Genomic DNA, 23,999 nt, shown 5'->3' with positions numbered 1-23,999 from the left:
ATTTAGTGGAATAAAATAAATCTGCGGCCTCTTTTTTGTTTTTAAAGAGACCGCTCATCTTATTTCCGCTTATTTATTTTATCCTTTCCGGCTATAAAAATACAAATTTGTCATATGAAGCTGCGGGTTTTTACTTTTTCTTGCTTTCCAGCAGAGTAAACGCAAAGTTCTTGATAGCCTTGGCCGCTTCCTCGTAAGTCATATCCGTGGTATTGATACACAGATCATAATTGCGCATACTCTCCCACTCCTGGCCGGTAAAATAGCGGTAATAATCCCGGCGATAGCGGTCTGTTTTGGTGATGAATTTATCCGCCCTCTTCCAGTCAATCTTCTGGCGGTTCATTTCTTTCTGAATACATTTTTCTCTGGAAGCATAGATAAATACCCTTACCAGATTCGGCTTGTCATTCAGCACATAATCCGCAGCCCTCCCGATTACTACATAGGAGGATACCTCCGCCAGCTCCCGAAGCACCTTGGCTTGATAATTAAAGAGATTGTTATTGGAAGTGAAATCCTCCTTCTCCGGCGGAATCAGTTCACCGTTATACACTTTCTGGGATGCCCGGAATAAAAGGCTCTTCTTCTGATCCTCGTCAGCCCTTGCAAATAATTCCTGACTGATGCCGCTTTCATCGGAAGCCAGCCTCAGCAGATTCCGATCATACAGCTCCACCCCCAGATCCTTTGCCAAGATTCTTCCAATAGAGGTTGCACCGCTTCCGCAGGTTCTTGTAATAGAAATTACGAAATTATCCATATTCAACACCCCTTACCCGGCACCGCTTATGCAGTCCGAAATTTTCGTTTTCTTCTACTTCCATGATAAAAGTTTACGTGCATTTTGTCAATTTAAACTTACCATTCACGGCTCCCAGAAAACCACTTCCGAATTGACACTCTTTTCCTCCAATGCTATTATCAAAGTAAAAGTCAGCACTCTTTGATGTGTCTGTGAAGTTATGGAGGCTTAGGTTATAATGAAAAAATATATGGAAGCTATCAAAAAATCCAATCCAGGCATTCTTCTGATTGGAGCAATCCTGCTGGCCTTTATTTTGGAATTGGGTGTCTTTCAGTTCTCTTACTTTTCCCAGTACCTCGGGGACTACACCCGCATGGAGTTAGATCTCTCTGCTATGGACGGATTTAATGGCGAAGCACTTCCTCTTCTTCCAGAGAACCCCACAGTTTCCTTTAATGACCTGTCCATACCCGTTCGCAGTGTTACGGTCCGCACCTCCGGCCCCTCACAGTTGTTATACGGAAATATCGGAATCTGTGATGAAGCGAATGCTTACCGGACAATGGGTGCCGGTAGCTTCCAAGTTAATCCCGGAGGCCAAAAATCCATTTTTACAGTACCCATCAATAGCCATGGCTCTCTGACCAGGCTTCGCATTAACTTTACAGAACAACCCCTTGCACCAGTTTTTCTTCTCTCAGTAGTACTGAATGAGCATATCCCCTTTCAGGTTCACTGGCTGCGCCTATTGCTTATGGCCGGATTCCTTTTTGCCCTTGCTGCAACTTTGTGTTATCGTCTCTATGAAATAGATTATTGTCCGGAAAAGAAGAGCCATCGGCTGATGAACCTGGCTGTTTTGGCCCTCTGTCTCTTTGTCTCCTGTGGAATTTTATACAAGGCAGATGCCGCCCATTCCTATCTTCGTTCCTACCCATCTCTGGATGAGATCCGTTCTCCGGAAATGGTTGTGGACGCCTATATGCAGCAATTGGATGCATTTGAAAAAGGGCAGCTTTCTCTGGATCTGGATGTCAATCCCGAATTGGAAGCCCTTGACAACCCATATGACAGGGGAGAGCGTGACAAAAAAGAGATTACTTACCATTGGGATCGTGCCTATTATAATGGAAAATATTACTCTTATTTTGGTTTAGCCCCTCTATTTATGGTGTATTATCCTGTATACTGGCTCACCGGAATGCTTCCTACAGAGCTTCTGGCTGGCTCTGTATTGGCTGTTTTTGCTATTTTTGCTGTTTTTGCAGCTATACATGGGTTGTTTATTACTTTCCGGCCTCGGGCAAACCTGCTTTTATTTCTCATTGGCGAAGCCGCTGTAGTGTCCGGAAGCTTTTTATATCTGATGCAGGCATCTTTAAGTTTTTACTACCTGCCTCTCATCAGTGCAGTGGGATGGCTGGCTGCCTTTATTGCCTTTTCCACTTTTGCATGTCGAAGTACAAAAAAATGCCGGAAGATTTTGCTTTTTGCTCTCTCCGGCATTTCCGTGGTGATGCTGGTACTTTCCCGTCCTAATATGGTGCTTTTGGCTATTGCCTTTGCAGCACCGTTATTTCTTCGGATTCTCTTTGAACGCTCCAGGCCATTTCAGGACAAGCTATTATGCGTGCTCCCTTTCTTAATTCCTGTTTTTATCGGCGGTATGGCTATTATGTACTATAATTATATTCGTTTTGACTCCGTATTTGAGTTTGGGACAGCTTTCCAGCTTACAGAGAGTGATATTCGGTACAATCATGTTACCCTGAGTCTGCACCATTTTACTTCTATGATCTACCATTATTTTGGAGAATCTTTTGTCTCTCTGGAATTCTTTCCATTTCTGAGGTTTACCACAGAAAAATGTGTGGATTTTGGAAATTACCTTTATCAGGAATACAGCGCCGGACTATTTCAGATGCCTTTAAATCTTGGCATTCTTCTGATATGCTTCCTTTTGGGTTCAAAAGAAAAGAAGGATTCCCTGAAAAAGTGGACCTATAGTCTGCTGCTCCTTGGGATTCTTGGACTTGGCTACCTTGATTTTCTTCTGGGAGGAATTCATATCCGCTATGTCTGTGACTTAAGCCTGGCCGTCAGCCTTCTGGCTTTCTTCCTCCTGCTGGAGTATATTCATTTTGATAAGACTCGTTCCTCCCGGATTCTTTATATTATTGTAACAGGTGCTCTGCTTATGACCATTGGTCGAGGCTGGCTCACTATCTTTTCTAATGAAACCAATGCAATTTTACAGAGAAATCCTGATTTTTACTTGATGACTGCCCGGATATTTCATTTTTAATATAATTTTTTCAGTGTGATACTATAACAAAATTCACTGAAAACATTTTGGAAGAAATATAAAAAACCGGAACTCTCATCCATTTTAAGAGTTCCGGCACCCCTGCCAAGGAATCGGCGTGACAGGATTCGAACCTGCGGCCTCTACGTCCCGAACGTAGCGCTCTACCAAGCTGAGCCACACGCCGTTATTTAATTGTTTTGTTTTCAGCATTGATTATATTATCATAGAATCCGGTATTTGTCCAGTACAAAATACCGGATTCTGATTTTTTCTTACACTTTATTATACTCCTGATGTATCCCCTTCTGATATACCTTCTTCCGGAGCACTTGGTTCTGATCCTCCTTCATCTGGATTTTCTGTTTCCGGCGGATTCTCCTCTGGTTGATTTTCTTCAGGAGGATTCTCTTCTGGTGCACTTACCGAAGGCGTACCTTCCTCTGGTGCATAATTCCAGGTATAGGAGAATATATGAGCCCCGATAATCAATCCACTCAAAGCTGGATTATTATTGTGAGTACGGAAAAACACGCGGTTGCCTACGTTGGACTCCCCTGCAATAGCACGGCGGGCTGCATCGAAACAAGCCTGACTCACACTTCCCAAATCCTGCTGTAATACCAGATCAAAACGCCCGGAAGTAACAGGAGAAAATTGTCCCGGCGCCCGAATTACACTCATAATCGTACTTTGGGCAAATCGGGGATCTCGAATCCGATTCATAACCACGGCCCCTACTGCAAGACGCCCTGCATCTCCCTGATTGGCAGCTTCACAATGAATCAGAACCGCAAGAGCTGTAACTTCTTCTTCTGTAGCGCTATAGGCTCCATAGTGTACATAATCCGATCCTGTAGTCTGTACACCTGCTACATTTCCAAGAGATGCATTAATCTCTGCCAGCTTTGCTGCCTCTAAAGATGCCTCCAGCTTTTTCTTCTCTGCAATCAGTGAAGCCAGTACTTCCTTTTGTCCCTCCAGGGTATCATTTTTTCCATTAAGTGCTGCCTCCGCTGCTGCAATGTCATTCACATGCTGCCCAATCTTTCCAGAAGTGCTTTTTGCCAATGCCGAAACCTCATCCTGTTTTTCCACAATGGATGCATAAAGCTCATCTAATGCTTCCTTCTCTCCCTGAAGCGTTGCTTCCTTCTCTTCTACAGCTTCTTTCTGGGTCACATAATTTTCCATCATTTTTCGGTCGTAATCCGCAATACTGGCAGCATAATTTGCTTTGTTCAAAGCAGAAGCAAAGCTTCCTTCTTCCAGAAGAATTGCAAAAAAGGATGCCTGAGAATTCTCGTACATATACTGAATCCGACTTTTCATATCCTCATACTGCTTCGCTTCGATCTCCTTTGCTTCCTCCAACTCTGCCTGAGTCTTTTCGATCTCCTGCTCCTTTTCTTCGATCTTTTGGTTCAGTTCTTCGATTTCCTCATTGATGGATGCATATTGATTATTCAAATCCTTCAGATATGCCTCCATATTCGCTTTGGCTTCTTCAAGCTTCTGCTGTTTACTCTTTGTTGCATTGATCTCCTGCTGGGTTTTATCAATCTCCTCCTGCTGCCTGTCTATTTCTTCCTGAGTCTTGTCAATCTCATCTTTGGTTCGATCAATATCACTCGTCTTAGTAGCATGAGAAGCAAATCCAAGACTGAAAGCCATGATGATTCCGGCCATTCCATATGTAATTTTCTGCAGTCGTTTGTTTTTCATCTTATCACCAGCTTTTTCTTTAACGGCAATATACCAGGCATAACACTTGTGCCCGCCTTTTATTTCCAGTCGTATTTCCTTAACTTTCCTTCCAGTTTCATCTGGGCAAAATTGCTCTGCCGCAGAGCTTCATACAATACAATCGCTGCTGCATTAGACAGGTTCAGAGAACGCATATCCCCCATCATAGGAATTCGTATGGCTGTCTCCTGATGTTCAAGCAGCAGTTCTTCCGGAATCCCGGCGCTTTCCTTTCCAAACATTAGGTAGCAATCCGGCTCAAACTGTACTTCTGAATACACCTGCGGTCCTTTGGTGGTTGCCATATAGATTCTTGCACCTGGATTCTGCTTTAAAAAATCTTCATAATTGATATAGGTAGTTACATCCAGCTGAGACCAATAATCCATTCCTGCTCTTTTCAGCTCCTTTTCTCCCAGGCGAAAACCCAAAGGTTCTATGAGATGGAGCCTTGTCCCAGTAGCTGCACATGTGCGGCCGATGTTTCCTGTGTTTGCCGGAATCTCCGGTTCCAAAAGCACAATATTAAATGCCATATTGCCTATTTCCCTTCTTTTTCCTCCCGCAGACGGCCTACAAAATCTGCCAGACGACCGAAGGCCTCTTTCAGATCCTCCAGAGAATAGGCATAAGAAAGTCTTAAAAATCCCTCTCCGCAGGCTCCAAAAGCAGTTCCCGGTACCACAGCCACCTTTTCTTCCTCCAGAAAACGGGTTGCAAATTCATCTGCAGTCATCCCAAACTCCTGAATGCTGGGAAACACATAGAAGGCTCCAAAAGGTTCAAAGCACTGAAGTCCTATTTCACGCAGAGTGTGCACCACATAGCGCCTTCTCTGATCGTAGGATTCCCGCATTACAGCTACATCGTCATCCCCGTTTTTCAGCGCTTCCACTGCTGCAAACTGGCTGTTGGTAGGCGCACACATAATGGCAAACTGATGAATCTTTGTCATCTGCTTAATAATATCTGCCGGCCCGCAGGCATATCCAAGCCGCCAGCCAGTCATGGCATAGGCTTTGGAAAATCCATTAATCAGAATTGTTCGCTCCTGCATTCCCGGAAGCGACGCAATAGATATGTGATCTCCTTTATAACTAAGCTCCGAATAAATCTCATCCGACAGAACCAGAATATCCTTTTCAATTACTATCTCTGCAATTTCCTCCAAATCCTTCTGTTCCATTATGGCTCCGGTAGGATTGTTGGGGAAAGGAAGTACCAGTATCTTTGTTTTCTCTGTAATTGCATCAAGAAGCTCCTGTTTTCTCAACCGAAACTCATTCTCTTCTTTCAGATTAATAAGCACAGGAACTCCCCCGGCCAGTACAGCGCAGGGTTCATAAGACACATAACAGGGTTGGGGAATCAACACCTCATCTCCGGGATTCAGAACTGCGCGGAATGCTATGTCAATTCCTTCACTCCCGCCTACGGTCACTATAACTTCTTTTATGGGATCATAGTTCAAATGAACCTTTCTTTTCAAATAACTGGAAATCTCTTCCCGAAGCTCCTTCAATCCGGAATTGGATGTATAAAATGTGCGTCCCCTCTCCAGAGAATAAATTCCCTCTTCCCGAATATGCCAGGGAGTATCAAAATCCGGTTCCCCCACTCCCAGAGAAATAGCATCCGGCATCTCACTGACGATATCAAAAAATTTCCGTATGCCTGAAGGGGGAATCTCTACAACTTTATCAGCTAAAAAATTTCTCATGGTGTAACCAGCATCCTTTCATCCTTTGATTTATGTACCATGATCGAACCGTGATCCTTATACTTTTTCAGTACAAAATGTGTAGCTGTGCTGAGTACCGTATCCAGGGGAGAAAGCTTATCTGATACAAACTGCGCTACATCACGCATAGTCTTCCCTTCAATCATCACCATAAAGTCAAAGCCTCCTGAAATCAGGTAAACACTATCCACTTCTGCATAATTGTAAATGCGCTCTGCTACCTTATCAAATCCAAGTCCTCTCTGAGGTGTTACCTTCACTTCAATCAGCGCTGTCAGCTTTTCTTCTCCTGTCTTATCCCAGTCAATCAATGTGTGATAGCCGCAGATGATTCCTTCTTTTTCCATATCTGCTATTTCATTTGCTATGGCTGCTTCATCCACTCCCAGCATAACTGCCAGATCCTTCAAGTTCACTCTGCTGTTCTTTTCAATAAAAGTTAAGATCTTTTCCCTCATTACACATCCTCCTGTTTTTGTTCCTCAATAACTTTTTTATTCATAAATACGATACAGCTCGTCTGTTCTGGGGCGTTCCAGAAAGGCTTCTTCCTCTCCATTCAAAATCCTCCGGGCCTTTCCTTCCACTGCTTTTCCAATCACTGCTGCCGGAATGCCGGCTTTTTTAAGCTCCCGTACCAAATCATGCCCTCTGTCTCCTGCCATCAGCATACAGCCGCTGGAAATCAGATAATAAGGATTCAATCCAAAATATTCACAAATTTCAACAGTCTCCTGACGAATAGGAATTGCTTTCAGATCAATCTCAAGTCCTACATCAGAAGCCTCTGCCAACTCCCAAAGTGCTCCATAGATTCCGCCCTCTGTCACGTCATGCATGGCACTGATACCAAATTCTACTGCTACGGATGCTTCCGGCAATACGGAAAGATACTTCTCAAAGCCTTTGGCCGTCTCCACAAAATCCACTGAAAATCTGGTTTTAAGCTCCTTTTCCTTTTCCTTTGCAATAATGGAGGTACCCTCTATGCCAATCCACTTGGTTACAAGGATATCCTGCCCTGCCTTTGCCCCGGCAGTGGATATAAGCCGTTCTTCTCTTGCCTTTCCTACACCGGTGACACTGATCACCGGCTGATTCACAGCTCTTGTTACCTCTGTGTGGCCCCCCATAACCTGAACATTTGATTTGGCGCAGGCCTCTTCTATCTGTTCCATCATTTTCTTAATATCCTCTTCCGTAATCTCCTCCGGAAGAAGTACTGTCAGCATGATACCGATTGGCTCTGCCCCGCTGCTGGCCAAATCATTTACTGTAACCTGGACAGCCAGTGTTCCTATATCCTTCACTGTTCCGGTTATGGGATCTGTGGAAATCACAAAAACCTCTCCTGGTTCCAGCTTCACAGCAGCACAATCCTCGCCGACTCCGGCTCCTAAAAGCACCTCATCCCGCTTAGTTCGAATCTGTTTAAAAATGCTTCTCTTTAAAATCGTCTCGGAAACTTTTCCTATCTTCATTTCTGCCTGCTCCTGCTCTGCTTTATATCGTCTGTCTTACTGCATTCTCTCCAGACAGGAGGCCAGAACAGCATTTACCACACCTTCATCCTGGGTAGCTACTGCCTCTATTAGCTCCGCAGACATCCCCGGATCACCGGCTACGCCAATAACAACGGTACGCGGCGAGGCATTATAAGTGCTTTTATTCACCTTGGTCACACTTTCTTCCACACCATTTACATACACATGCTTATACAGCTCTGCCTGCACACCCCTGTGAGCGCTCTCTGCCACCCGATATCCAATCGGCTGTCCCGGATCTGCTATAATGACTGCGCCGGGATCTGTTGTGCTTAGAGTCTGACTTACATATTTGACTGTGCGGTTGGAAGGACGTGTTTCCTCTCCATAGATGGTAAATGTTATCTGCTTATTGGCAGTAACTCCCTCTATATAAATGGGTGCATCCGAATCATTCTTAAATTTAAAATCCTTATATGTTCCTGCAATAGCTGCATCAGCAGAAGGATCCACATAGGTTACAATCATAGAGTGATTCGATCTCTCTACAACCTCCAGCTCAGAGAGCAATACTGCATTATACAATGTAGTAGATACCTGACAAATTCCTCCTCCTAAGCTGTCCACCACTTTTCCGTTCAGATAAGAGCCTGCCATTTCATAGCCATTGGCTGTGGTAAAAGGGCTTACCACTTCATAGGTAGAAAAAGTATCTCCCGGATACAGAACCGTTCCATTGATCAACCGGGCTCCATTGGACACATTCTGGCTTCTGCTGGGGCCTGAGGTAGAATAGCTGGTAGTAAAGGTTCCAAGTACATCTTTTACACGGCTCAGTTCTTCTCTGCTGCCTCTGGGATAGTCTGTCTCCACAGGAAGCGTAATTCTGCCGTTTTCTTTGTCCCAGTCATTCTCAATATAATCCTGTATTGCCTGTATGGAGCCTTCTACATCCAGCTTTGTACCTGTATTTCCATCCACAATTTGAAATGTACCGTTTTCCCGTTTTAAGGTTGCATCCTTAGCCTCAGAATCAAACTTAACACATTCTGTTGACACAAAATCCCTTATCAGATCAGAATCCAGCATCCAATTTAATTCATATACCTTATTTTCATGCTCCAAATCCTTGCGCTCTTTGTAGCGCTTAATCACATTGCCAGTCTTGCCAAGCTGAGCAGCCTCCTCAATGACGTTCAGATTTGTACATCCCAAACCCAGATCTCCTAATGTTACTTCCACCTGTTCATCAAAAATCTCCAAGGTCAGTGTTTCGTCTCCTAATCTGTTTATGTAAGCTGCCAGCTCTGCTTCTGCCTCTGCCTCTGTCATACCAGACAGATCAACCTCATCTGCAAAGACACCACTGTGAATCGTGGGATCCTCTTTCTCTTTTGCCAGAGCTTCCATGCTTCCCATACCGGCAACAGCCAGTATAAATGCAAAAAGAAACCCATAACCTGCAAATCTTTTCATTTCCTTTTCCTCTTTTCTGATTTCAAATTGCTTCCCCTAAAGTGCATAGCTCAAAAGGGGAACAATCATTGCCACAACTACAATTACGATGATCACGGTAGAAATGATCTTTCTCGTCTTTTTACTGTACCAATTCATCTTTGAATCCTCCCATATTCCAGAATAATTCGGTCAATGATCCGTGATGCTTCATTCTTAGTGAGGCTATCTACAGACTCCTCCAATGCTATTTTATGATATTTTATCAGATCATTCAAGTACCCTTTTTGCGCAGGAGTAATAGGTCCCCGCTTTCTCCCTTTGTAAATGAGCATTTTTGGAGCAAAAAGCTCCTCTGGGCTATCAGGAAACTGTTCTCCCATTCGATGATACAATTCCATAGCAGCCAGCGCATCAAAGGCTGCCCTGTGAGCCTTCTCCGGCTGAATCTGGTAATAGCTGCAGAGAGCCTGGAGGCCTCTGTGCTCCATCTCCGGAAACAGAACTCTTGCAATTTTGAGAGTATCGATTCCTTCTTTTTCAAATGGTAAATTCAGATTGATGGCATTCTGTTTTACAAAGCTGTAATCAAACAGAATGTTATGCCCCAATAAGGGCAAATCTTCACAGAATTCCACGAGCTCTGTTACCGCTGTCCGGGTATCCAGCCCTTCTGCTGCCATCTCATCTGTTATGCCAGTCAATTCTTCTATCCGCTTTTCGATTTTTCTGCCCGGATTTACCAGTGTCTCATAAGTTTCTTCCACCTGCCCGCCAATCACCTTTACGGCTCCTATCTCCAGGATTCGATCCATAGATGGATTAAGTCCTGTGGTTTCCAGATCCAGGGCAATATAGGTATCTATCATATTCATACTTCCTCTTATGCTTCTTTCCATTGTGTTATAGATGCATCATGTGTCAGGGGATCTCTTGCTTCATAGTCAAAAATCAAATACACCGGCATCTCCCCCCATGTAAGCAATGCTTCCACATGCTTTTGTTTTCCTGTCTGACTCAAAATCTGCCTGATTTTTGTCTGATAAGGACTTTGATCGGATGCAAATGCCGGACGGCTTTTTACCTTTTCCCTTCCATACAGATCTATGGTTAAAAGCTCTCTGTATCGATCTTCCTCCTTTGAACAGATCTCTCGAATAAATTCCAGCAGAATCTCATACCTTTGAAGCCGGGAATGGTTTCTCCCATTTAACCCCTTCCTTTCATAAAAATCCGCCAGCTGTTGGAAAAAATAAAAGGGTGACGGAGCTGTCTTAAGCAGCTTCTCCAATGTATGCCGGAATTGATGACTATTATAATAGATTTCCACCATTTCTTCAATTGCCTTTAACTGTAAAATGTCTGAAAAGGAAAGCCAGTTCGTATACAGTACCTCATAGGGCGGCTTATCTTTACAGACTATCCCATATTGCTCTGCTTCCCGATACATGGGAGAGCCTTGCAAAACCTTGAGGAAACCAAGCTGCAGCTGCTCCGGTTTCATGGCAAATACTTCATCAAAGGAATGGGCAAAGCTTACATAATCCTCATAAGGCAGCCCTGCGATCAAATCCAGGTGTTGGTGAATGTTCCCCATCCTATGAATTCTTTCCACATTAGCCCTTACTTTTTCCAAATCCATTCTGCGATGAATGGCATCAATAGTCTTAACGTTTACGGACTGTACACCAACTTCCAACTGAATCAGCCCGGGACGCATCTGAGCCATCAGTTCCATTTCTTCCTCATTTAACAAATCTGCAGCTATTTCAAAATGAAAATTTGTCACCCCATTATCATGCTCTAAAAGATAGCGCCAAATAGCAAAAGCATGACTGTGACTGCAGTTAAAGGTTCTATCCACAAACTTTACCTGCAAAACTTTGGCATCCAAAAAGTATTGAAGTTCTCTGAATACAAGCTTTAAATCCCGAAAACGAACCTGCTTGTCAATGGAAGAAAGACAGTAACTGCAGGCAAATGGACATCCCCTGCTGGATTCATAATAAATGATTCTATGAGCAAAGTCTATAAACCCTGTGTATGGAAAAGGCAGTGTATCCATATCAAGGGGTTTTCCCTGATTATTGCTGAAAATATCATCTTTATCTTCTTGAGTTTCTTCATTTCTGTATTTTTCTGATTTTTTTAATTCCATTGCTGACTTACGAAAAACAGCTCCCGGGATCTCTTTCCATCTCTTAGTCTTTCTCACATAACATTCTGCCAGAAGCCGAAAGCTTTCCTCTCCTTCTCCAGTTAGAATCCCTGCCACTTCAGTATATTCTTTCAAAATCTCCAAAGGGCAGAAAGATACCTCCGGCCCTCCCAGCCAGATAGGCGTTTCGGGCAATACCTTTGCACACTCCCGAACCAGCTCCTTCACTTGTTCAATATTCCAAATATAGCAGGAAAACAACAGAACCTCCGGTTTTTTTCTATAAATCTCACTTAGGATTTCTTCTGTTCTATGATTAATCGTAAATTCCGCCAGCTCCACATGAGAAGAATATTCTCCGGCAGAAGCTTTCAGACTATAAACCGCCAGATTAGAATGGATATATTTTGCATTGATAGCAGTCAATAAAATTTGCATATTTCACCTTTGCAGCCCAATTCACAATTGATTTTTCTATTCTTGCCAGTAAACCAAAAAGGAATTACTGCCTTTGCAATAACTCCTTAATCAACACATGATTTGTGCTCCTAAACTTTATTATAATCCGCACATCCTGCTTTGAACCAGAAACAACACCAGTTACCTCTGCAGCCGGCTCAGCCCAGGCAGCCTTGCGGCACACAGAAGGTTCTGCTTAGAGCTGCTTCATTCCTGACCTGACTCGGTTCACAGATTCCTGTTGCGCAAGACCCAGACGTCAATGCTGCTTACAAAGGGCTGTATGCTATTTCAAAGCCCGAGGCAGGATATCACCCCCACTGTAGCGGATTGTGGGTACAGGGCACCGCTAACTCCCCGGCTGTGCGGAAATCTTAGATAATTTCAGAATTTTAGTATAGCGGTTATCCTTCCATTTGTCAATGAAAAAATCCTTTGCTGTCAAAGCTCCATATCTTAATATACTTTTAATGATGGAACAACCGTATCCCCGTAAAGGCCATCACCATTCCATATCTATCACAGGCTTCAATTACCAAATCATCCCGAACAGATCCTCCTGGCTGTGCAATATATTTTACACCACTTTTCTTTGCCCGTTCAATGTTATCACTGAATGGGAAAAATGCATCTGATCCTACGGTTACATCTGCCATTTGATTAAGCCATGCACGCTTTTCTTCTTCTGTGAATACTTCAGGCTTCACCTTGAAGATTTTCTGCCATGCACCCTCTGCAAGTACATCCATATACTCATTTCCAATATAGACATCTATTGCATTATCTCTGTCTGTCCGGCCGATTCCGTCTATAAACTGAAGTCCCAATACCTTGGGGCTTTGACGCAGAAACCAGTTATCTGCTTTCTGGCCTGCCAATCTGGTACAGTGTACCCTGGACTGCTGACCTGCACCAATTCCGATAGCCTGCCCGCCCTTGACAAAGCATACAGAATTGGATTGTGTATACTTTAAGGTAATGAGAGAAATCTTCAGATCCATTTTTGCTGCATCTGTCAATTCCTGATTCTTAGTCACAATTTTGGAAAGAAGTTCATTATTGATAGGCAGCTCCTGACGGCCCTGCTCAAAGGTAATTCCATAGACCTCCTTATGCTCCAGTGGCGCCGGACGATAGGAAGGATCAATCTGAATTACATTATAGTTTCCTTTTTTCTTTCCTTTTAAGATTTCCAAAGCTTCCTCTGTATATCCCGGCGCAATAACGCCGTCAGAAACTTCCCTTTTGATGATGCAAGCTGTATCCTTGTCACACACATCCGACAAGGCAATAAAATCTCCAAAGGAAGACATGCGATCTGCGCCTCTGGCTCTGGCATAGGCACAGGCCAAAGGTGAAAGCTCCCCCATATCATCTACCCAGTAAATTTTCTTTAAAGTGTCATCCAAAGGAAGTCCTACGGCTGCCCCTGCCGGGGATACATGCTTAAAGGACGTTGCTGCCGGAAGTCCGGTGGCCTCCTTAAGCTCCTTTACAAGCTGCCAGCCATTAAAAGCATCCAAAAAATTGATATAGCCCGGCTTTCCAAAAAGGACGGTGATGGGAAGTTCCTCACCATTTGCCACATAGATTTTAGAGGGCTTTTGATTGGGGTTGCACCCATATTTTAACTCTAATTCTTTCATATATAATCCTTTCTCCTGTTCTGGCCTTTTACTCATTCTTATTTACTATTTTTGTCTCACATTTTCCTGTTTCAATATCAATATACCGCACAAAGAGAGACACTTTATTTTCATTATTGAGATTTAACCACAGCATATTCGTAAACTTTTCCATATCACTTGGTATAGCTACCAGCTTCGGCTCTCCCACAAAACTCGGCAAAGGATCTCCGTCACACTGATAGGTATGGATAAAATGTCCTTCTCCTGCCGGGCAGTTTTCATAAGAAAAGGTATATCGATTACAAGAAGACGGATCCCCATTATTACTCTTTAAGATAGACATGGAATAACTGAATGTTCCATTTTCAATCTCCAAAATTCCGGAAATCCGCGGTGTATAATTAGGTCCGTCCGGTTCAAACTCCCGGGTGCGCAGAGCCTGCTCAAAGGTCAGTCCTTTTCCCATGAGTTCATAAACTGTGTCCGTCTGATCCCCGTTGGTTACAATGGTCTTATTCCCCAGAACCCGTACTGGCGCATAAATTATGAGACTTGGATCTGTAAGCTTAGAGGGATCATAGGCTTCTGTTCGTATTCCATCCTCCTCTTCTGCAAATATTCTGTTTCTGCTGTTCTCACTTCTGCCCATAATGAAATAAGCAGTCACTGCTTTTTTGCCATCCTCGGATTTTCCAATGACAATTCCCCGTCCCGGATAGGAATTTTCCCTAAGTTCCTGTGCCAGTGAAATCATTTCCATGTCTTTTCTCCTCTCTTGTCTTTTTTCAAATAGTTTCGGTAAATCTTCCATAAAATAGAAAAAAGCCGCAATCTAAGCTACACATGTGCCCAGACGGTCGGCTTTCCAATCCTTATACTCCCTGTGGTTCCTTCCACTTCCGTCAGTCGTATAATTAGTTAAAACATAGCATTTCTTCCTATGGTTGTCAATTGTTTTTTAGACTGTTTTCTATGGTTTCTACGATCTGTCTCCGTACCAGTTCCGCAATATCCCTGGACTTCATTCCCTGATACTCTTCATAAAAAATAGGCTTTAGGAAGTGTACTTCTACCGTAACCGGACTGATACTGTTGGTATCAAAGGCCTGATAAGCATTCAGCATGGCTACCGGCACAATGGGACATTTGGCATTCATGGCGCTTTTGAAGCTTCCGCTCTTAAATTCTCCTACCTCATTTCCCTTTTTAGAACGTGTCCCTTCCGGAAAAATCAGATAGTTTCTCCCTTCTTTTACCTCCTCCGTCACTGACTGGATAATTTTCAAAGATTGGCGAACATCCTCCCGATCCATAAACTTTGCTTTCAAAATGGCAAAGACTTGCTTTAAAAACAAAATGTTCTTTACTTCGATCTTAGCTACTACTGAGAAAGGCATGTGGCAGGCTTCAATAATGGACAGCACATCAAACAACCCCTGATGATTAGGAAAGAAAATAAAACCTTTTTGGGAAGGAATATTCTCTTTTCCATGAACTTCTATCTTTACTCTCCCGCCTTTATTGGCATGAACGGTAATTTTCTTCAACAGAGCAAATTTCTTATCCTCCGGAATTTCATCTGTATGTTTTGCATAGGAGCAGAGCTGATACCACCACCAAGGTACAAAGGGAAGATTATATAATACCATCAAAAGTATTCGTTTCATTCCTCTGCCTCCCTGTTTTTGTTCCTAATCCATAAAATTCCCATAAAGAACAAAAATATCCATCCGCATAGATAAGGAGAATAGTAATACATAAACAAACATCCTGGGGCTGTCAAAAATACAAGCGGAACTTTAAGAGCCGCCATCATGATACAACCTGCATAAATCCACTTCTTTTTCACCAAAAACCAAAGCATTGCAGCTGCCAGAATCAGAGACGGAAAAATGGTTGAATATACAAATTCAGATGCTTTCCCCTGAACCCAATAATTATCATCATCCAAAATGCGCAGTTCCAATAAGTTATATGTTATATTTCGAATATTTTTATTAATTGGCAGTGAAGGAGGATCCGTATTCGGAAGATCTCCCAAAATTCCCGTAGATTTCCAATATGTATCCAGACGTTCTCTTAAAAAGGTTTTCGGATGACGCAGAATTAACTGAAAATACGCCCGTTTCAGATTTTGAAAATCTTCCTCCGTATAGCTGTCACTCACTAATCCATCTCCGCCCCATCTCCAAAAGATACCGATTCCGTTTTCTCCTTCGGAAGCTCCCTGAAAAATAAATGCGCAGTTTATGACCTTATCTACCATAGCAATCAAATCTTTTTCTTCTGCATAGGCAGCTTCCACTACAAGAGGCGTCAGCGGACGTATAATTGCTGTAATTTCATATCCATCCCCCCTGCCGCCGCTTCCGGTTCCTCCATCTCCTATCTTCTGAATTCCTATCAATACAATAGAAATGCTTAAATAGATAAGAACAGCCCTGGCAATCTGTTTTTTTGACGCTCTTTTCCACAAAAAAATAATCAGCAATACAGGAAAAAGCAGAAGATAATAAACGGATTCACTTCTCCATGTTGTAACAATTCCTGCTAACAGCGCTGTCCAAAGAAATTCTCCCTTTTTTGGATATCGTTTTTCATAGGCCCAAAAACATATCTTTGCCAATAAAAGCAATTCCAAAAAAGCATAGATACTCATACGCATGGGATACAGATTTGAATCAATAACAGGAAAAAACAAAAAGGGCACATACAAAATATAAGCACATTTTCTTTCCCCTGTAAATGTCCACAGCTTATAAACCAGATATCCCACAACAGCAGAATTAATTACACACATAAACAAAACGACAGATGCCGGAAAAGGCAGCATCATCAGACAAAGAATATAATAGACAGAGGTTAAGTATCCCTGCCAGAAATGAAGGCTCAATTCCTGAGCCGAACGTAGGATTCCAAACTCATCCACTCTCCATATTCCCGGCCACGTTAAAAGCAGAAAAATCAGCATTACTAAAAAATAAATTCCAGAAAGCCGAAGTATCCTGCAAACTGCTTTATTGCCGGATCGAAATTCATACACCAAATTTCCTGCTATCTGATAAAGTCCAAGAATAAACAGCAAAAACAGAACCTTCCAGATTCCATAAACTGCAGAACTCTCACAGGTAATAATAAAAGTATCTGTCAGAAGACTGATAAGCCAATGAACAACTGCCACTGTTATCCAAAGCTTTCGGATTCGTATTTTTTTCATCTTTTATAATACTCCTTAAAATAATCTAACTCCTCCGGAGTTCCCAGTACATGGATCTTTTTTTCATCAATTACAGATATTCGAACCTCTTTTCCCTTCTGAATCAAATAATTGTAGAGAGGAGCAATATACTTTTCTCCCTTTTCCATATTGGATCCTTCACTGTAATATTCTTCATAAAGTTCCTCATAGAGACCACATGTTTTAAAATAATAAGCACCAAGTGTGCAATAATCAGATATACGTACCTTTTCCCGAACTTCTACTGCCTTTTCATCCCTTCCCAGACGCACAAAGCTCCAGTGATCTCCCTCCCCGCAGAAACAAGGAATAAACCCGTCTCCGCAAAATTCCTCGGGACGCATCTGACCTGCCTCCACATATGTATCAATGTTATAAATTAAAAGAGGACTTTCTTTTTTCCAATATTCAGCCCCCAACATAGCTGTAGTAGCCTGCCCATCTGTCATTTCGTCCAATTCTATAATTTGAATTTGTGAAATTCCCATTGCGGAGCATTTTTTCTGAATAAAATCTGACGCCTGATCTTCTTTTCGCAGAATAAACAAATAGGTATCCTCCGGACGGCGAAAGTCTGCAAGACTCTCCATAGACCATTCAAATAAGGTTTTTCCATGAGCAGTAATCTGATACTTTGGCATGGGATAGCCTGCTTTTTTAAATCGAGTTCCAAAGCCTGCCATCGTAATTACAATTGTCATAAACGCTCCTCCTCTGGACGGCTGCCTTTACAAATAGCATCCAATTCCTCCTCCGAATATTTTAAAAGCTCGTCCGGTCTCACACAGCGATCATCCACATAAAATCCTCTGTGTCCCGGCCACGGTTTTCCGTAAAGAATCTCATCATAGGGAATCTCCCACTTTTCCAGCCACTTCATCAGAACCTTTGCTGTATTGGCATTGATCATGCCCAGATTTCCCTTGTAGGTATTCATATTCCGGGAGGTATACAATACGATTTTTGCACCGCCGGCCTTATATTCCCGCATCTTTTCCACAACTTCTTTGTAAGGAACCACATCTATATACTCCTGATCCTTCCTCTTAATCGGACAGATGGTTCCGTCAATATCCATCACCAGCGTCAATCCTTCAAACATCTCTCCACCTCCTGTAAAATTTCAATTCCGTTTAATAAAAATCCAAATACCTTCTGGGGATTATCCATGTGCAATGGAAGCATGGATAAAAACAAAGAAGCCTCATATAGACGCACAACCGGATAAGAAAACTGATTTTCCTCCAAATATCTTTGAAATACCTCTATATAAGCCTGATTTTCGAAATCTATCTGAAGCTCAAGTTTTAGATCTTCTCCTATCTTCACCTGATACAAGCTGCTGTTAAAAAAGTCATATCTTCCGCAGATGGAATGGGACAGCTTTGCCAAATCATACCAGGGATCCATCCAGATGTCGGATTCCTCCGTTGCCCCCTTTGGATCAATCATCCGCAGAATATTTGCATGCCTTTGATAAAGAATATTGGAAAAACAGAGATCTCCGTGACTGACTGTAGCAAGAGGTTCAAAGGTATATTTTTCATGTATTTTCCTGTATAAATCTTCATAATGAGAAAAGACTGCATCAATATCCTTATAGAAGGTTCCAACCCCAATCATTCCATTCATTTTCTCAAAATAAGAACTTTTCTTAAGCCCTGCAAGCCTTTCCAGAACCTTATCCAAATACAGGTGTTTGGACTGTTGATCGTATTCCTCTTTTGTTATTTTTTTTGTACATCTTGTCCTTAAAAAATAAAATAATTGACACAGAATTTGATCCAGATCCTCTGTAGAGACAGCCCCATGCACATACTGAATAGCCAGATCTGTCATATGCATACGCTCCATGGTATAACAGGCCATCTGATCTGATTCCTCATAGGAATACGGCTGTACAAACCAATGCTGCATTTCCCTGGGAAGAAAATAATAAAATTGATATTCATTCTTTATTTTTTCTCTGTTTGCAGATCGTTTTGTAACTGTATATTGATCCCCCTCCAAAGTATTAAAAAATCTTGCATCAAAACCACTGGTTATGTATTGAATAAATTCATCAAAAGAGTTCAAATCTATCAGCATATCTCCCAAAAGGGCTTCCATTTCCTCATTTCCTTCCGGGTTGCTGCCTTTTTTCACCCATTCTCGGAATTGCTCTGTATCTGCAAAGAGTAAGGCTGCTGTGTTCTTATTTACTGTTACTTTTTTTGATTGATTTAAAAACTGTGTTTTATCCAAAAGAAGCCCGAACATCTGAGGATCTAAAATTCCATAGGAAGAAAACAAATATACCACTGATGTAGACTGAGAAGCAGACAACACCAATCCAATGCTTTCTTCTCTTTTCTTTTCCTCTGAAAAAGGACAAAATTTTAAAATGTAATCTTTATCCTGAAGAACTTCCTCCACCCGTCTCTGAATGGTCTTTTGCTTAAAGATAATACTTCCATAGGTTTTATTCCCTGCTACCTGAGCAATTTTTTCGTTTGGCCGGATTCTGTCATCATACAGAACAAATACTTTTTTTTTCATTTTTTCCTTCTCCCCAAAAATCGAAAACACAAAAATATCAGAATCAATGCAAACAAAATGTACATGCTAAAATGATTATAGATAATAAATACATGATTCTTTTCCGAAGAAAATATAGATTGAATATAATCTGCAAATTCTGTCAGACCAAATGCTGTCTGATCATAACGGGATATCAGCCAAAGCAAACCGAATTCCGTTATCCATCCAAGGGCTGAACAAAAAATAATCAAATATTGCCTGCCTTTAATGAGATCTTTTATATAATCATACCATTCCCGAAGCATTTCCATGGCGGAAAGAATAAAAATTCCTCTCTTGCTTTTGGAATTCCGAATCATATATTCATTCAAATACAGATAGGTAGGCTCAAACATTCGATAGAGCAGCATCACAAATAAAAGAAATACCAATAAAATCCCTGTCATCCAGGTAAGGCCATGAAGGATGACTAGATCGTATGGAATTAAAAATAATAATAAAATAAACGTATCAAAAAACCGATCCAGTACAACACTTAAAATTCCGATCTGCAGGCATTTTGTAAAACGCACTACACAGAATATCCGATAGACCTCCCCCAACTTAAAGGGTATTAACAGATTGATAAAAGTAGTTTTTATGTATAAAAACAAAAATTCCTTTACGGATATCTTCTGTTCTAAAAGCACCAGATAAAAACGCATCATTTTCAGTGCATGAACCACAAACAGTCCTGTCAGAAACAGCGGTACAAGATATAACATTTTCATAGACAAGTCCTCATTTGTTTTCCTGTATCACATCGGCCAGATAAGCATTCCGGGGAATCTCCCTTAGTTCTGTTTTTATAAATTCATAGTTTCGTCCATAAGCTGCAAGCATTTTTAATACAGATACTGCCTGGCTTGCCATCTTTACATTGGATATTTGATCTTCTTCCCTCCAGGTAATTGGGAAAAACATGATTCGATGTCTGTAATAGTGGGAAGCCAGAATCATACAGTAATTAAAGGTCAATTTATCCGGAAATTTTTCATAAAAATGATTTCTCAGCATAGATACAGAATACATATTCAAACCGGAACCCAGATCAAAAATCCGATTCCGCACTACTGCAGAAAATAAAAAATTATATACGATATTTCCGAAGGTACGGAAAAGAGAATATCCCTTCAATCGGGAGCCCCGCATAAAGCGGCTTCCCAGACAACAGTCATATTTTCTGTAAAGCTTCTTTTTCAACACTCGATCCATGTCATGGATATCACCCTGATCATCACCATGAAGAACAATTACATAATCATAGCCGTGATCCATAGCATACTGAAAAGCAGTCTTGTGAGATCCTCCAAGACCGTAATTATCCTGATTTCGCAGTAATGCAATGGGAACCTGAGGATGATCCTGCATAAATTGCAACACTGCCTGTTCGGTTTTATCTGTACTTCGGTTATTAACTACGATAATCTGAGATAAAAAATTTAAAATGCCTTCGTCCAATTGTTCCAAAACACGTACAATCTGCTTCTCACAATTATATCCTGGAATAAAAAGCAAAATTTTATCCTTTGTATTCATTATACTTCTCCTCCTTCATCTTACGATTTTAATATTTCAAATTCCAAACTAATTTCTACTTCTCTATCTTTTAGATTAGTACCAATAAAATCTAACAGAATTGTCTGTATTTCATCCGAATAACTCCAATAAGGGCTGGTTGTCAAAGGAATTAAAAATTCCCCCTCTCCTCCATCATAGATAAAACGATGCCCCTCATTTAAACCTTTCCCTTCATTCATAAAATAGACTACACCTTCAAAATTCAAATCTGTCTGGGATTCATCATGCTTATTTACACTAATCCGTAAAAATGGAACCTGGGATCCATTCAAATTTTTCTCAAATACATACATAAAATAATTTTCTTCTGCTGTCATACGGTAACAATCTTTGCCCAGCTTTTCCGCATTTGTATCCGCTAAACTGTATGAAAGAGATATATCCTCTGTTTCCTTTTCTTCTAAATATTCATTTCCCCAGACAGACGGCAGTTTTTTCAGTCTTTCCAGATGCATGATCTGCCCAAGCTCTTCATAAGCAGATTCATATTGATCCTGAATCTCTGTCTGATTAGTAAAAAAAATAATATTTTTATATTTACATGGAACATAATTTTTTGACAGATATTGATAAAGGTAATAATTTCGTGTGCTTAATGATCCGGAATCATGCTCCCAGGCAGGCCATACAACAATTACTTCCGGCTTTATTTCCTCTAATACCTCAATTGCCTTTGTCTGCATAACACGGTTATTGGTATTATAAGTACTGCTGAAAGGAAGCAAAACTTTTATATTTAAAATATTATAATGAGCAAGCTGATTGGTCATATCTATGACCTGATGCCCCCCCCAAATTGCTTTTTGAATAAGTTCATTCAAATTCATTAGTTCCTGTTTTTGAGTTTCTGTAATGTAAATATTGCCAAGACCAGGTATTTCTGTTTCATCCACAGATGCATAAACATAATCCGAAGGAATTTCATCTTGTTCAAAAATTCTTCCTGGCAGTTCCAATATGTTGGTTCCTTTAAACCATACTGCACAAATAAAAAGAAAAAATGTAATACCTGTTATGCTTACAGAACGATGTTCATCCAAGTAAGGAAGAAATATCATAAGAATCAAAAATAAACTGCACAGACAGGTAACAATAATCCCCCGTTCTCCAAATTGTGTTCTGATAAATGTATATTTTATTATAATTCCATTAAATATGATTAAAAACATCAGTGCATAGACTGCCAGTTTTTTTTCTTCTTCCTTTTTTTCAATAAGAAAATAAAGAGCTGCCAACAGAGAAAATACAAAACCAAAGGTAGCATACCACACATAAGGTGCAGTCAATTCTTCCATGAGAATATCCCCTGTAGTTTCCAAAATTGCCTCCGAGTTTTCTACAATATAACGCAAAATTGCAAAAAACATGGGGATAAAACATAATCCCAGAATAAAAAGAGGAATATACCAAGGTAAAAGTTTTTTTCTTCCCTCTCTTTCTTTCAGACTCAGAAAGATTCTCCACCCTTTTTCATGAATTCCTTCATAAAGAACCATAGGTAAGGCAGCTAAAGCACAGGATCCTCCTATAGACGGATTCCAGGCAACAGATAAAATTGATATAAACGTCCAGCACCATAATAGTTTGGAAAAATCTGTTCGTACCTTTTTTGAAAATATAATTAACATAAAAGGTAATACAAAAGCCCATCGTGTATAATAATAATGATCTCCAAACAAGGAAAACAGCAGAATACAAAGTAACCCGGCTAATTTATTTTCTACACAGTAATAGATAATAGCAGCAGTAACTACAGCAATTAGTACACATCCAATTACCATAGCTGCTTCAAAAGAAGCATAAGTTCCATCAAACAACGTATACCATACTCCTGCCTGAATATAATCGCAAACTCCATGAATCGGCATAGTATCCAGATAAGGAACTATGCCAAAATTCACCAGCTGATGTAAAGGACTTGAAAATTCTCCATAATGATACATTTCCAAAGGTGTTCCCGAAATAGTCCCTCTTGGAAGAATATAGGAAGCAAATACTGCCAAAGAAAGAAAACTGCTTAAATAGATTGTTCCTTCTTTCTTTTCCCGATCCTTAAAAAAAATACGATAAGCATTATAACTAATTAATATAATTGTTATAATTCCCATAACTATTTTCATTTTTATAGAATCATACTGAGTAACTATCATCCCATTCCATAGATATTCATAATGAGAGATACATAAAAAACACAAAGGCAAAAAAAATTGACTTTTTTCCAAAGCATGTTTCATGCTTTTTTCATTCTTCTGCTTTATGTAGATATAAATAAAAACTACGATTACAATTAAACAAACTATCTGTATCAAATAAATTCTTTTTCCATAAACCAAATTATCTCCAGGTATCAAAAGATCAATTGTTCTTAATACAGATGCTATACTAAATTGTATAAATAAAATGAAAAAAAAGATATTTTGCACTTTTTTTAGTCTGTTTTTCCATCCGGATTTATATTCCAGTTTTACATCCACATTTCCTTTCAACCAATCTAGCTTATTGGAAAGAAAGTAAAATAATAATACAAAAAGTCCATAAAATACCAGAATACCTCCAATCACCAAATAAGCAAGGCTCATATCTCCTGATTTATAATAAGCTGTCCAGGAAGTATAACCTGTTACAAACTCTTCATATTGGGGCATTTTGGTATAAAGTAATTGCATTATGAAGTAAATAAATATAGTCGTAGTCAAAAGAGACAAAATTACAGATAATAAACTCATTCTTTGAGATATTTTTAATTTCATCTTGTTTCTCCTTTGTCACGACTTTTTTATTCTAAAAATTATTCTAAATATAAAAATTACTTTAGATTCTTTCTCCATAAGAATTCAAAGTAATTATAGTATACTTTCATTAATTTGTCATCTATTCATTTTTATTGTAAAAATGAA

The 23,999-nt window shown here is 40.6% G+C and carries 20 protein-coding genes, 1 tRNA gene, 1 other RNA gene and 1 riboswitch; of the genes, 1 reads left to right on the top strand and 21 read right to left on the bottom strand.

All coding sequences use genetic code 11. The annotated features are described in order from the left end of the window. Nucleotides 1-130: 130 nt before the first annotated feature. Nucleotides 131-763 (bottom strand): cytidylate kinase-like family protein, encoded by a 633-nt coding sequence (locus VSQ61_RS04690; RefSeq protein ID WP_334343285.1) that lies wholly within the window; start codon nt 761-763, stop codon nt 131-133. Nucleotides 764-983: 220 nt separating this feature from the next. Here VSQ61_RS04690 and VSQ61_RS04685 point away from each other — a divergent pair, with 220 nt between their 5' ends. Further along, nucleotides 984-3,053: a hypothetical protein gene (locus tag VSQ61_RS04685; protein ID WP_334343284.1), complete on the top strand. Its 2,070-nt coding sequence runs from the start codon at nt 984-986 to the stop codon at nt 3,051-3,053. Nucleotides 3,054-3,166: 113 nt separating this feature from the next. Here VSQ61_RS04685 and VSQ61_RS04680 read toward each other — a convergent pair. The 20 genes from VSQ61_RS04680 to VSQ61_RS04585 all read right to left on the bottom strand — a co-directional run bounded on the left by VSQ61_RS04680 (nt 3,167) and on the right by VSQ61_RS04585 (nt 23,852). Beyond that, a tRNA-Pro gene (locus VSQ61_RS04680) sits at nt 3,167-3,240 on the bottom strand. 98 nt (nt 3,241-3,338) lie between these two features. Continuing rightward, on the bottom strand, nt 3,339-4,778 hold the full coding sequence (locus VSQ61_RS04675; RefSeq protein WP_334343283.1) for a cell wall hydrolase: 1,440 nt from the start codon (nt 4,776-4,778) through the stop codon (nt 3,339-3,341). Nucleotides 4,779-4,837: 59 nt separating this feature from the next. Then, nucleotides 4,838-5,335, bottom strand: coding sequence for a tRNA (cytidine(34)-2'-O)-methyltransferase (locus VSQ61_RS04670; protein WP_334343282.1), 498 nt, complete (start codon nt 5,333-5,335; stop codon nt 4,838-4,840). Nucleotides 5,336-5,340: 5 nt separating this feature from the next. Continuing rightward, nucleotides 5,341-6,519 carry an aminotransferase class I/II-fold pyridoxal phosphate-dependent enzyme gene (locus VSQ61_RS04665; protein ID WP_334343281.1) on the bottom strand — a complete coding sequence of 393 codons (1,179 nt, stop codon included), beginning with the start codon at nt 6,517-6,519 and terminating at the stop codon, nt 5,341-5,343. Further along, nucleotides 6,516-6,998 carry an Lrp/AsnC family transcriptional regulator gene (locus VSQ61_RS04660; protein WP_334343280.1) on the bottom strand — a complete coding sequence of 161 codons (483 nt, stop codon included), beginning with the start codon at nt 6,996-6,998 and terminating at the stop codon, nt 6,516-6,518. Before VSQ61_RS04660 ends, VSQ61_RS04665 begins: the two co-directional genes overlap by 4 nt. A gap of 36 nt (nt 6,999-7,034) precedes the next feature. Next, the gene (locus tag VSQ61_RS04655; RefSeq protein ID WP_334343279.1) at nt 7,035-8,021 is read right to left on the bottom strand and encodes an AIR synthase family protein; all 987 of its coding nucleotides are present in this window, start codon (nt 8,019-8,021) and stop codon (nt 7,035-7,037) included. A 36-nt stretch (nt 8,022-8,057) separates the two neighbouring features. After that, the gene (locus VSQ61_RS04650) at nt 8,058-9,500 is read right to left on the bottom strand and encodes a VanW family protein (RefSeq protein ID WP_334343278.1); all 1,443 of its coding nucleotides are present in this window, start codon (nt 9,498-9,500) and stop codon (nt 8,058-8,060) included. A 134-nt stretch (nt 9,501-9,634) separates the two neighbouring features. Next, nucleotides 9,635-10,348 (bottom strand): exonuclease domain-containing protein, encoded by a 714-nt coding sequence (locus VSQ61_RS04645; protein ID WP_334343277.1) that lies wholly within the window; start codon nt 10,346-10,348, stop codon nt 9,635-9,637. A gap of 14 nt (nt 10,349-10,362) precedes the next feature. Continuing rightward, on the bottom strand, nt 10,363-12,075 hold the full coding sequence (locus VSQ61_RS04640; protein ID WP_334343276.1) for a B12-binding domain-containing radical SAM protein: 1,713 nt from the start codon (nt 12,073-12,075) through the stop codon (nt 10,363-10,365). Nucleotides 12,076-12,202: 127 nt separating this feature from the next. Further along, nucleotides 12,203-12,465, bottom strand: an RNA gene (ffs, locus tag VSQ61_RS04635) — signal recognition particle sRNA large type. 98 nt (nt 12,466-12,563) lie between these two features. Next, nucleotides 12,564-13,742, bottom strand: coding sequence for a phosphoribosylaminoimidazolecarboxamide formyltransferase (locus VSQ61_RS04630; RefSeq protein WP_334343275.1), 1,179 nt, complete (start codon nt 13,740-13,742; stop codon nt 12,564-12,566). 28 nt (nt 13,743-13,770) lie between these two features. After that, on the bottom strand, nt 13,771-14,484 hold the full coding sequence (locus VSQ61_RS04625; protein WP_334343274.1) for an IMP cyclohydrolase: 714 nt from the start codon (nt 14,482-14,484) through the stop codon (nt 13,771-13,773). An 80-nt stretch (nt 14,485-14,564) separates the two neighbouring features. Further along, nucleotides 14,565-14,644: riboswitch (ZMP/ZTP riboswitch) on the bottom strand. A gap of 27 nt (nt 14,645-14,671) precedes the next feature. Continuing rightward, the gene (locus tag VSQ61_RS04620; RefSeq protein ID WP_334343273.1) at nt 14,672-15,391 is read right to left on the bottom strand and encodes a lysophospholipid acyltransferase family protein; all 720 of its coding nucleotides are present in this window, start codon (nt 15,389-15,391) and stop codon (nt 14,672-14,674) included. Continuing rightward, on the bottom strand, nt 15,388-16,941 hold the full coding sequence (locus tag VSQ61_RS04615) for a hypothetical protein (protein WP_334343272.1): 1,554 nt from the start codon (nt 16,939-16,941) through the stop codon (nt 15,388-15,390). Before VSQ61_RS04615 ends, VSQ61_RS04620 begins: the two co-directional genes overlap by 4 nt. Beyond that, nucleotides 16,938-17,663 (bottom strand): glycosyltransferase family 2 protein, encoded by a 726-nt coding sequence (locus tag VSQ61_RS04610; RefSeq protein ID WP_334343271.1) that lies wholly within the window; start codon nt 17,661-17,663, stop codon nt 16,938-16,940. Before VSQ61_RS04610 ends, VSQ61_RS04615 begins: the two co-directional genes overlap by 4 nt. Beyond that, nucleotides 17,660-18,064 carry an HAD family hydrolase gene (locus VSQ61_RS04605; protein WP_334343270.1) on the bottom strand — a complete coding sequence of 135 codons (405 nt, stop codon included), beginning with the start codon at nt 18,062-18,064 and terminating at the stop codon, nt 17,660-17,662. The genes VSQ61_RS04610 and VSQ61_RS04605 overlap by 4 nt, the downstream gene beginning before the upstream one ends. Then, nucleotides 18,049-19,500 carry a protein kinase family protein gene (locus tag VSQ61_RS04600; protein ID WP_334343269.1) on the bottom strand — a complete coding sequence of 484 codons (1,452 nt, stop codon included), beginning with the start codon at nt 19,498-19,500 and terminating at the stop codon, nt 18,049-18,051. The genes VSQ61_RS04605 and VSQ61_RS04600 overlap by 16 nt, the downstream gene beginning before the upstream one ends. Further along, nucleotides 19,497-20,252, bottom strand: coding sequence for a lysylphosphatidylglycerol synthase domain-containing protein (locus VSQ61_RS04595; protein ID WP_334343268.1), 756 nt, complete (start codon nt 20,250-20,252; stop codon nt 19,497-19,499). The genes VSQ61_RS04600 and VSQ61_RS04595 overlap by 4 nt, the downstream gene beginning before the upstream one ends. A 10-nt stretch (nt 20,253-20,262) precedes the next feature. Further along, nucleotides 20,263-21,060 carry a glycosyltransferase family 2 protein gene (locus VSQ61_RS04590; RefSeq protein ID WP_334343267.1) on the bottom strand — a complete coding sequence of 266 codons (798 nt, stop codon included), beginning with the start codon at nt 21,058-21,060 and terminating at the stop codon, nt 20,263-20,265. Nucleotides 21,061-21,080: 20 nt separating this feature from the next. Further along, complete coding sequence (locus VSQ61_RS04585) at nt 21,081-23,852, bottom strand: glycosyltransferase family protein (protein WP_334343266.1); 2,772 nt, start codon at nt 23,850-23,852, stop codon at nt 21,081-21,083. Nucleotides 23,853-23,999 lie beyond the last annotated feature (147 nt).

The sequence above is a fragment of the Candidatus Merdisoma sp. JLR.KK006 genome, assembly GCF_036941035.1.
In the GTDB taxonomy this organism is placed as follows: Bacteria; Bacillota; Clostridia; order Lachnospirales; family Lachnospiraceae; genus Laedolimicola.
Note: the sequence above shows the minus strand (reverse complement) of the source record. Positions and strands in the feature narration are given on the sequence as shown.

Coding starts and splice junctions, on each gene's coding strand:
- VSQ61_RS04590 (WP_334343267.1), bottom strand. CDS start 21,060: ATGAATACAAAGGATAAAATTTTGCTTTTTATTCCAGGATATAATTGT.
- VSQ61_RS04585 (WP_334343266.1), bottom strand. CDS start 23,852: ATGAAATTAAAAATATCTCAAAGAATGAGTTTATTATCTGTAATTTTG.
- VSQ61_RS04615 (WP_334343272.1), bottom strand. CDS start 16,941: ATGAAAAAAATACGAATCCGAAAGCTTTGGATAACAGTGGCAGTTGTT.
- VSQ61_RS04595 (WP_334343268.1), bottom strand. CDS start 20,252: ATGAAAATGTTATATCTTGTACCGCTGTTTCTGACAGGACTGTTTGTG.
- VSQ61_RS04630 (WP_334343275.1), bottom strand. CDS start 13,742: ATGAAAGAATTAGAGTTAAAATATGGGTGCAACCCCAATCAAAAGCCC.
- VSQ61_RS04640 (WP_334343276.1), bottom strand. CDS start 12,075: ATGCAAATTTTATTGACTGCTATCAATGCAAAATATATCCATTCTAAT.
- VSQ61_RS04645 (WP_334343277.1), bottom strand. CDS start 10,348: ATGATAGATACCTATATTGCCCTGGATCTGGAAACCACAGGACTTAAT.
- VSQ61_RS04655 (WP_334343279.1), bottom strand. CDS start 8,021: ATGAAGATAGGAAAAGTTTCCGAGACGATTTTAAAGAGAAGCATTTTT.
- VSQ61_RS04660 (WP_334343280.1), bottom strand. CDS start 6,998: ATGAGGGAAAAGATCTTAACTTTTATTGAAAAGAACAGCAGAGTGAAC.
- VSQ61_RS04625 (WP_334343274.1), bottom strand. CDS start 14,484: ATGGAAATGATTTCACTGGCACAGGAACTTAGGGAAAATTCCTATCCG.
- VSQ61_RS04605 (WP_334343270.1), bottom strand. CDS start 18,064: ATGTTTGAAGGATTGACGCTGGTGATGGATATTGACGGAACCATCTGT.
- VSQ61_RS04675 (WP_334343283.1), bottom strand. CDS start 4,778: ATGAAAAACAAACGACTGCAGAAAATTACATATGGAATGGCCGGAATC.
- VSQ61_RS04610 (WP_334343271.1), bottom strand. CDS start 17,663: ATGACAATTGTAATTACGATGGCAGGCTTTGGAACTCGATTTAAAAAA.
- VSQ61_RS04620 (WP_334343273.1), bottom strand. CDS start 15,391: ATGAAACGAATACTTTTGATGGTATTATATAATCTTCCCTTTGTACCT.
- VSQ61_RS04600 (WP_334343269.1), bottom strand. CDS start 19,500: ATGAAAAAAAAAGTATTTGTTCTGTATGATGACAGAATCCGGCCAAAC.
- VSQ61_RS04650 (WP_334343278.1), bottom strand. CDS start 9,500: ATGAAAAGATTTGCAGGTTATGGGTTTCTTTTTGCATTTATACTGGCT.
- VSQ61_RS04685 (WP_334343284.1), top strand. CDS start 984: ATGAAAAAATATATGGAAGCTATCAAAAAATCCAATCCAGGCATTCTT.
- VSQ61_RS04690 (WP_334343285.1), bottom strand. CDS start 763: ATGGATAATTTCGTAATTTCTATTACAAGAACCTGCGGAAGCGGTGCA.
- VSQ61_RS04665 (WP_334343281.1), bottom strand. CDS start 6,519: ATGAGAAATTTTTTAGCTGATAAAGTTGTAGAGATTCCCCCTTCAGGC.
- VSQ61_RS04670 (WP_334343282.1), bottom strand. CDS start 5,335: ATGGCATTTAATATTGTGCTTTTGGAACCGGAGATTCCGGCAAACACA.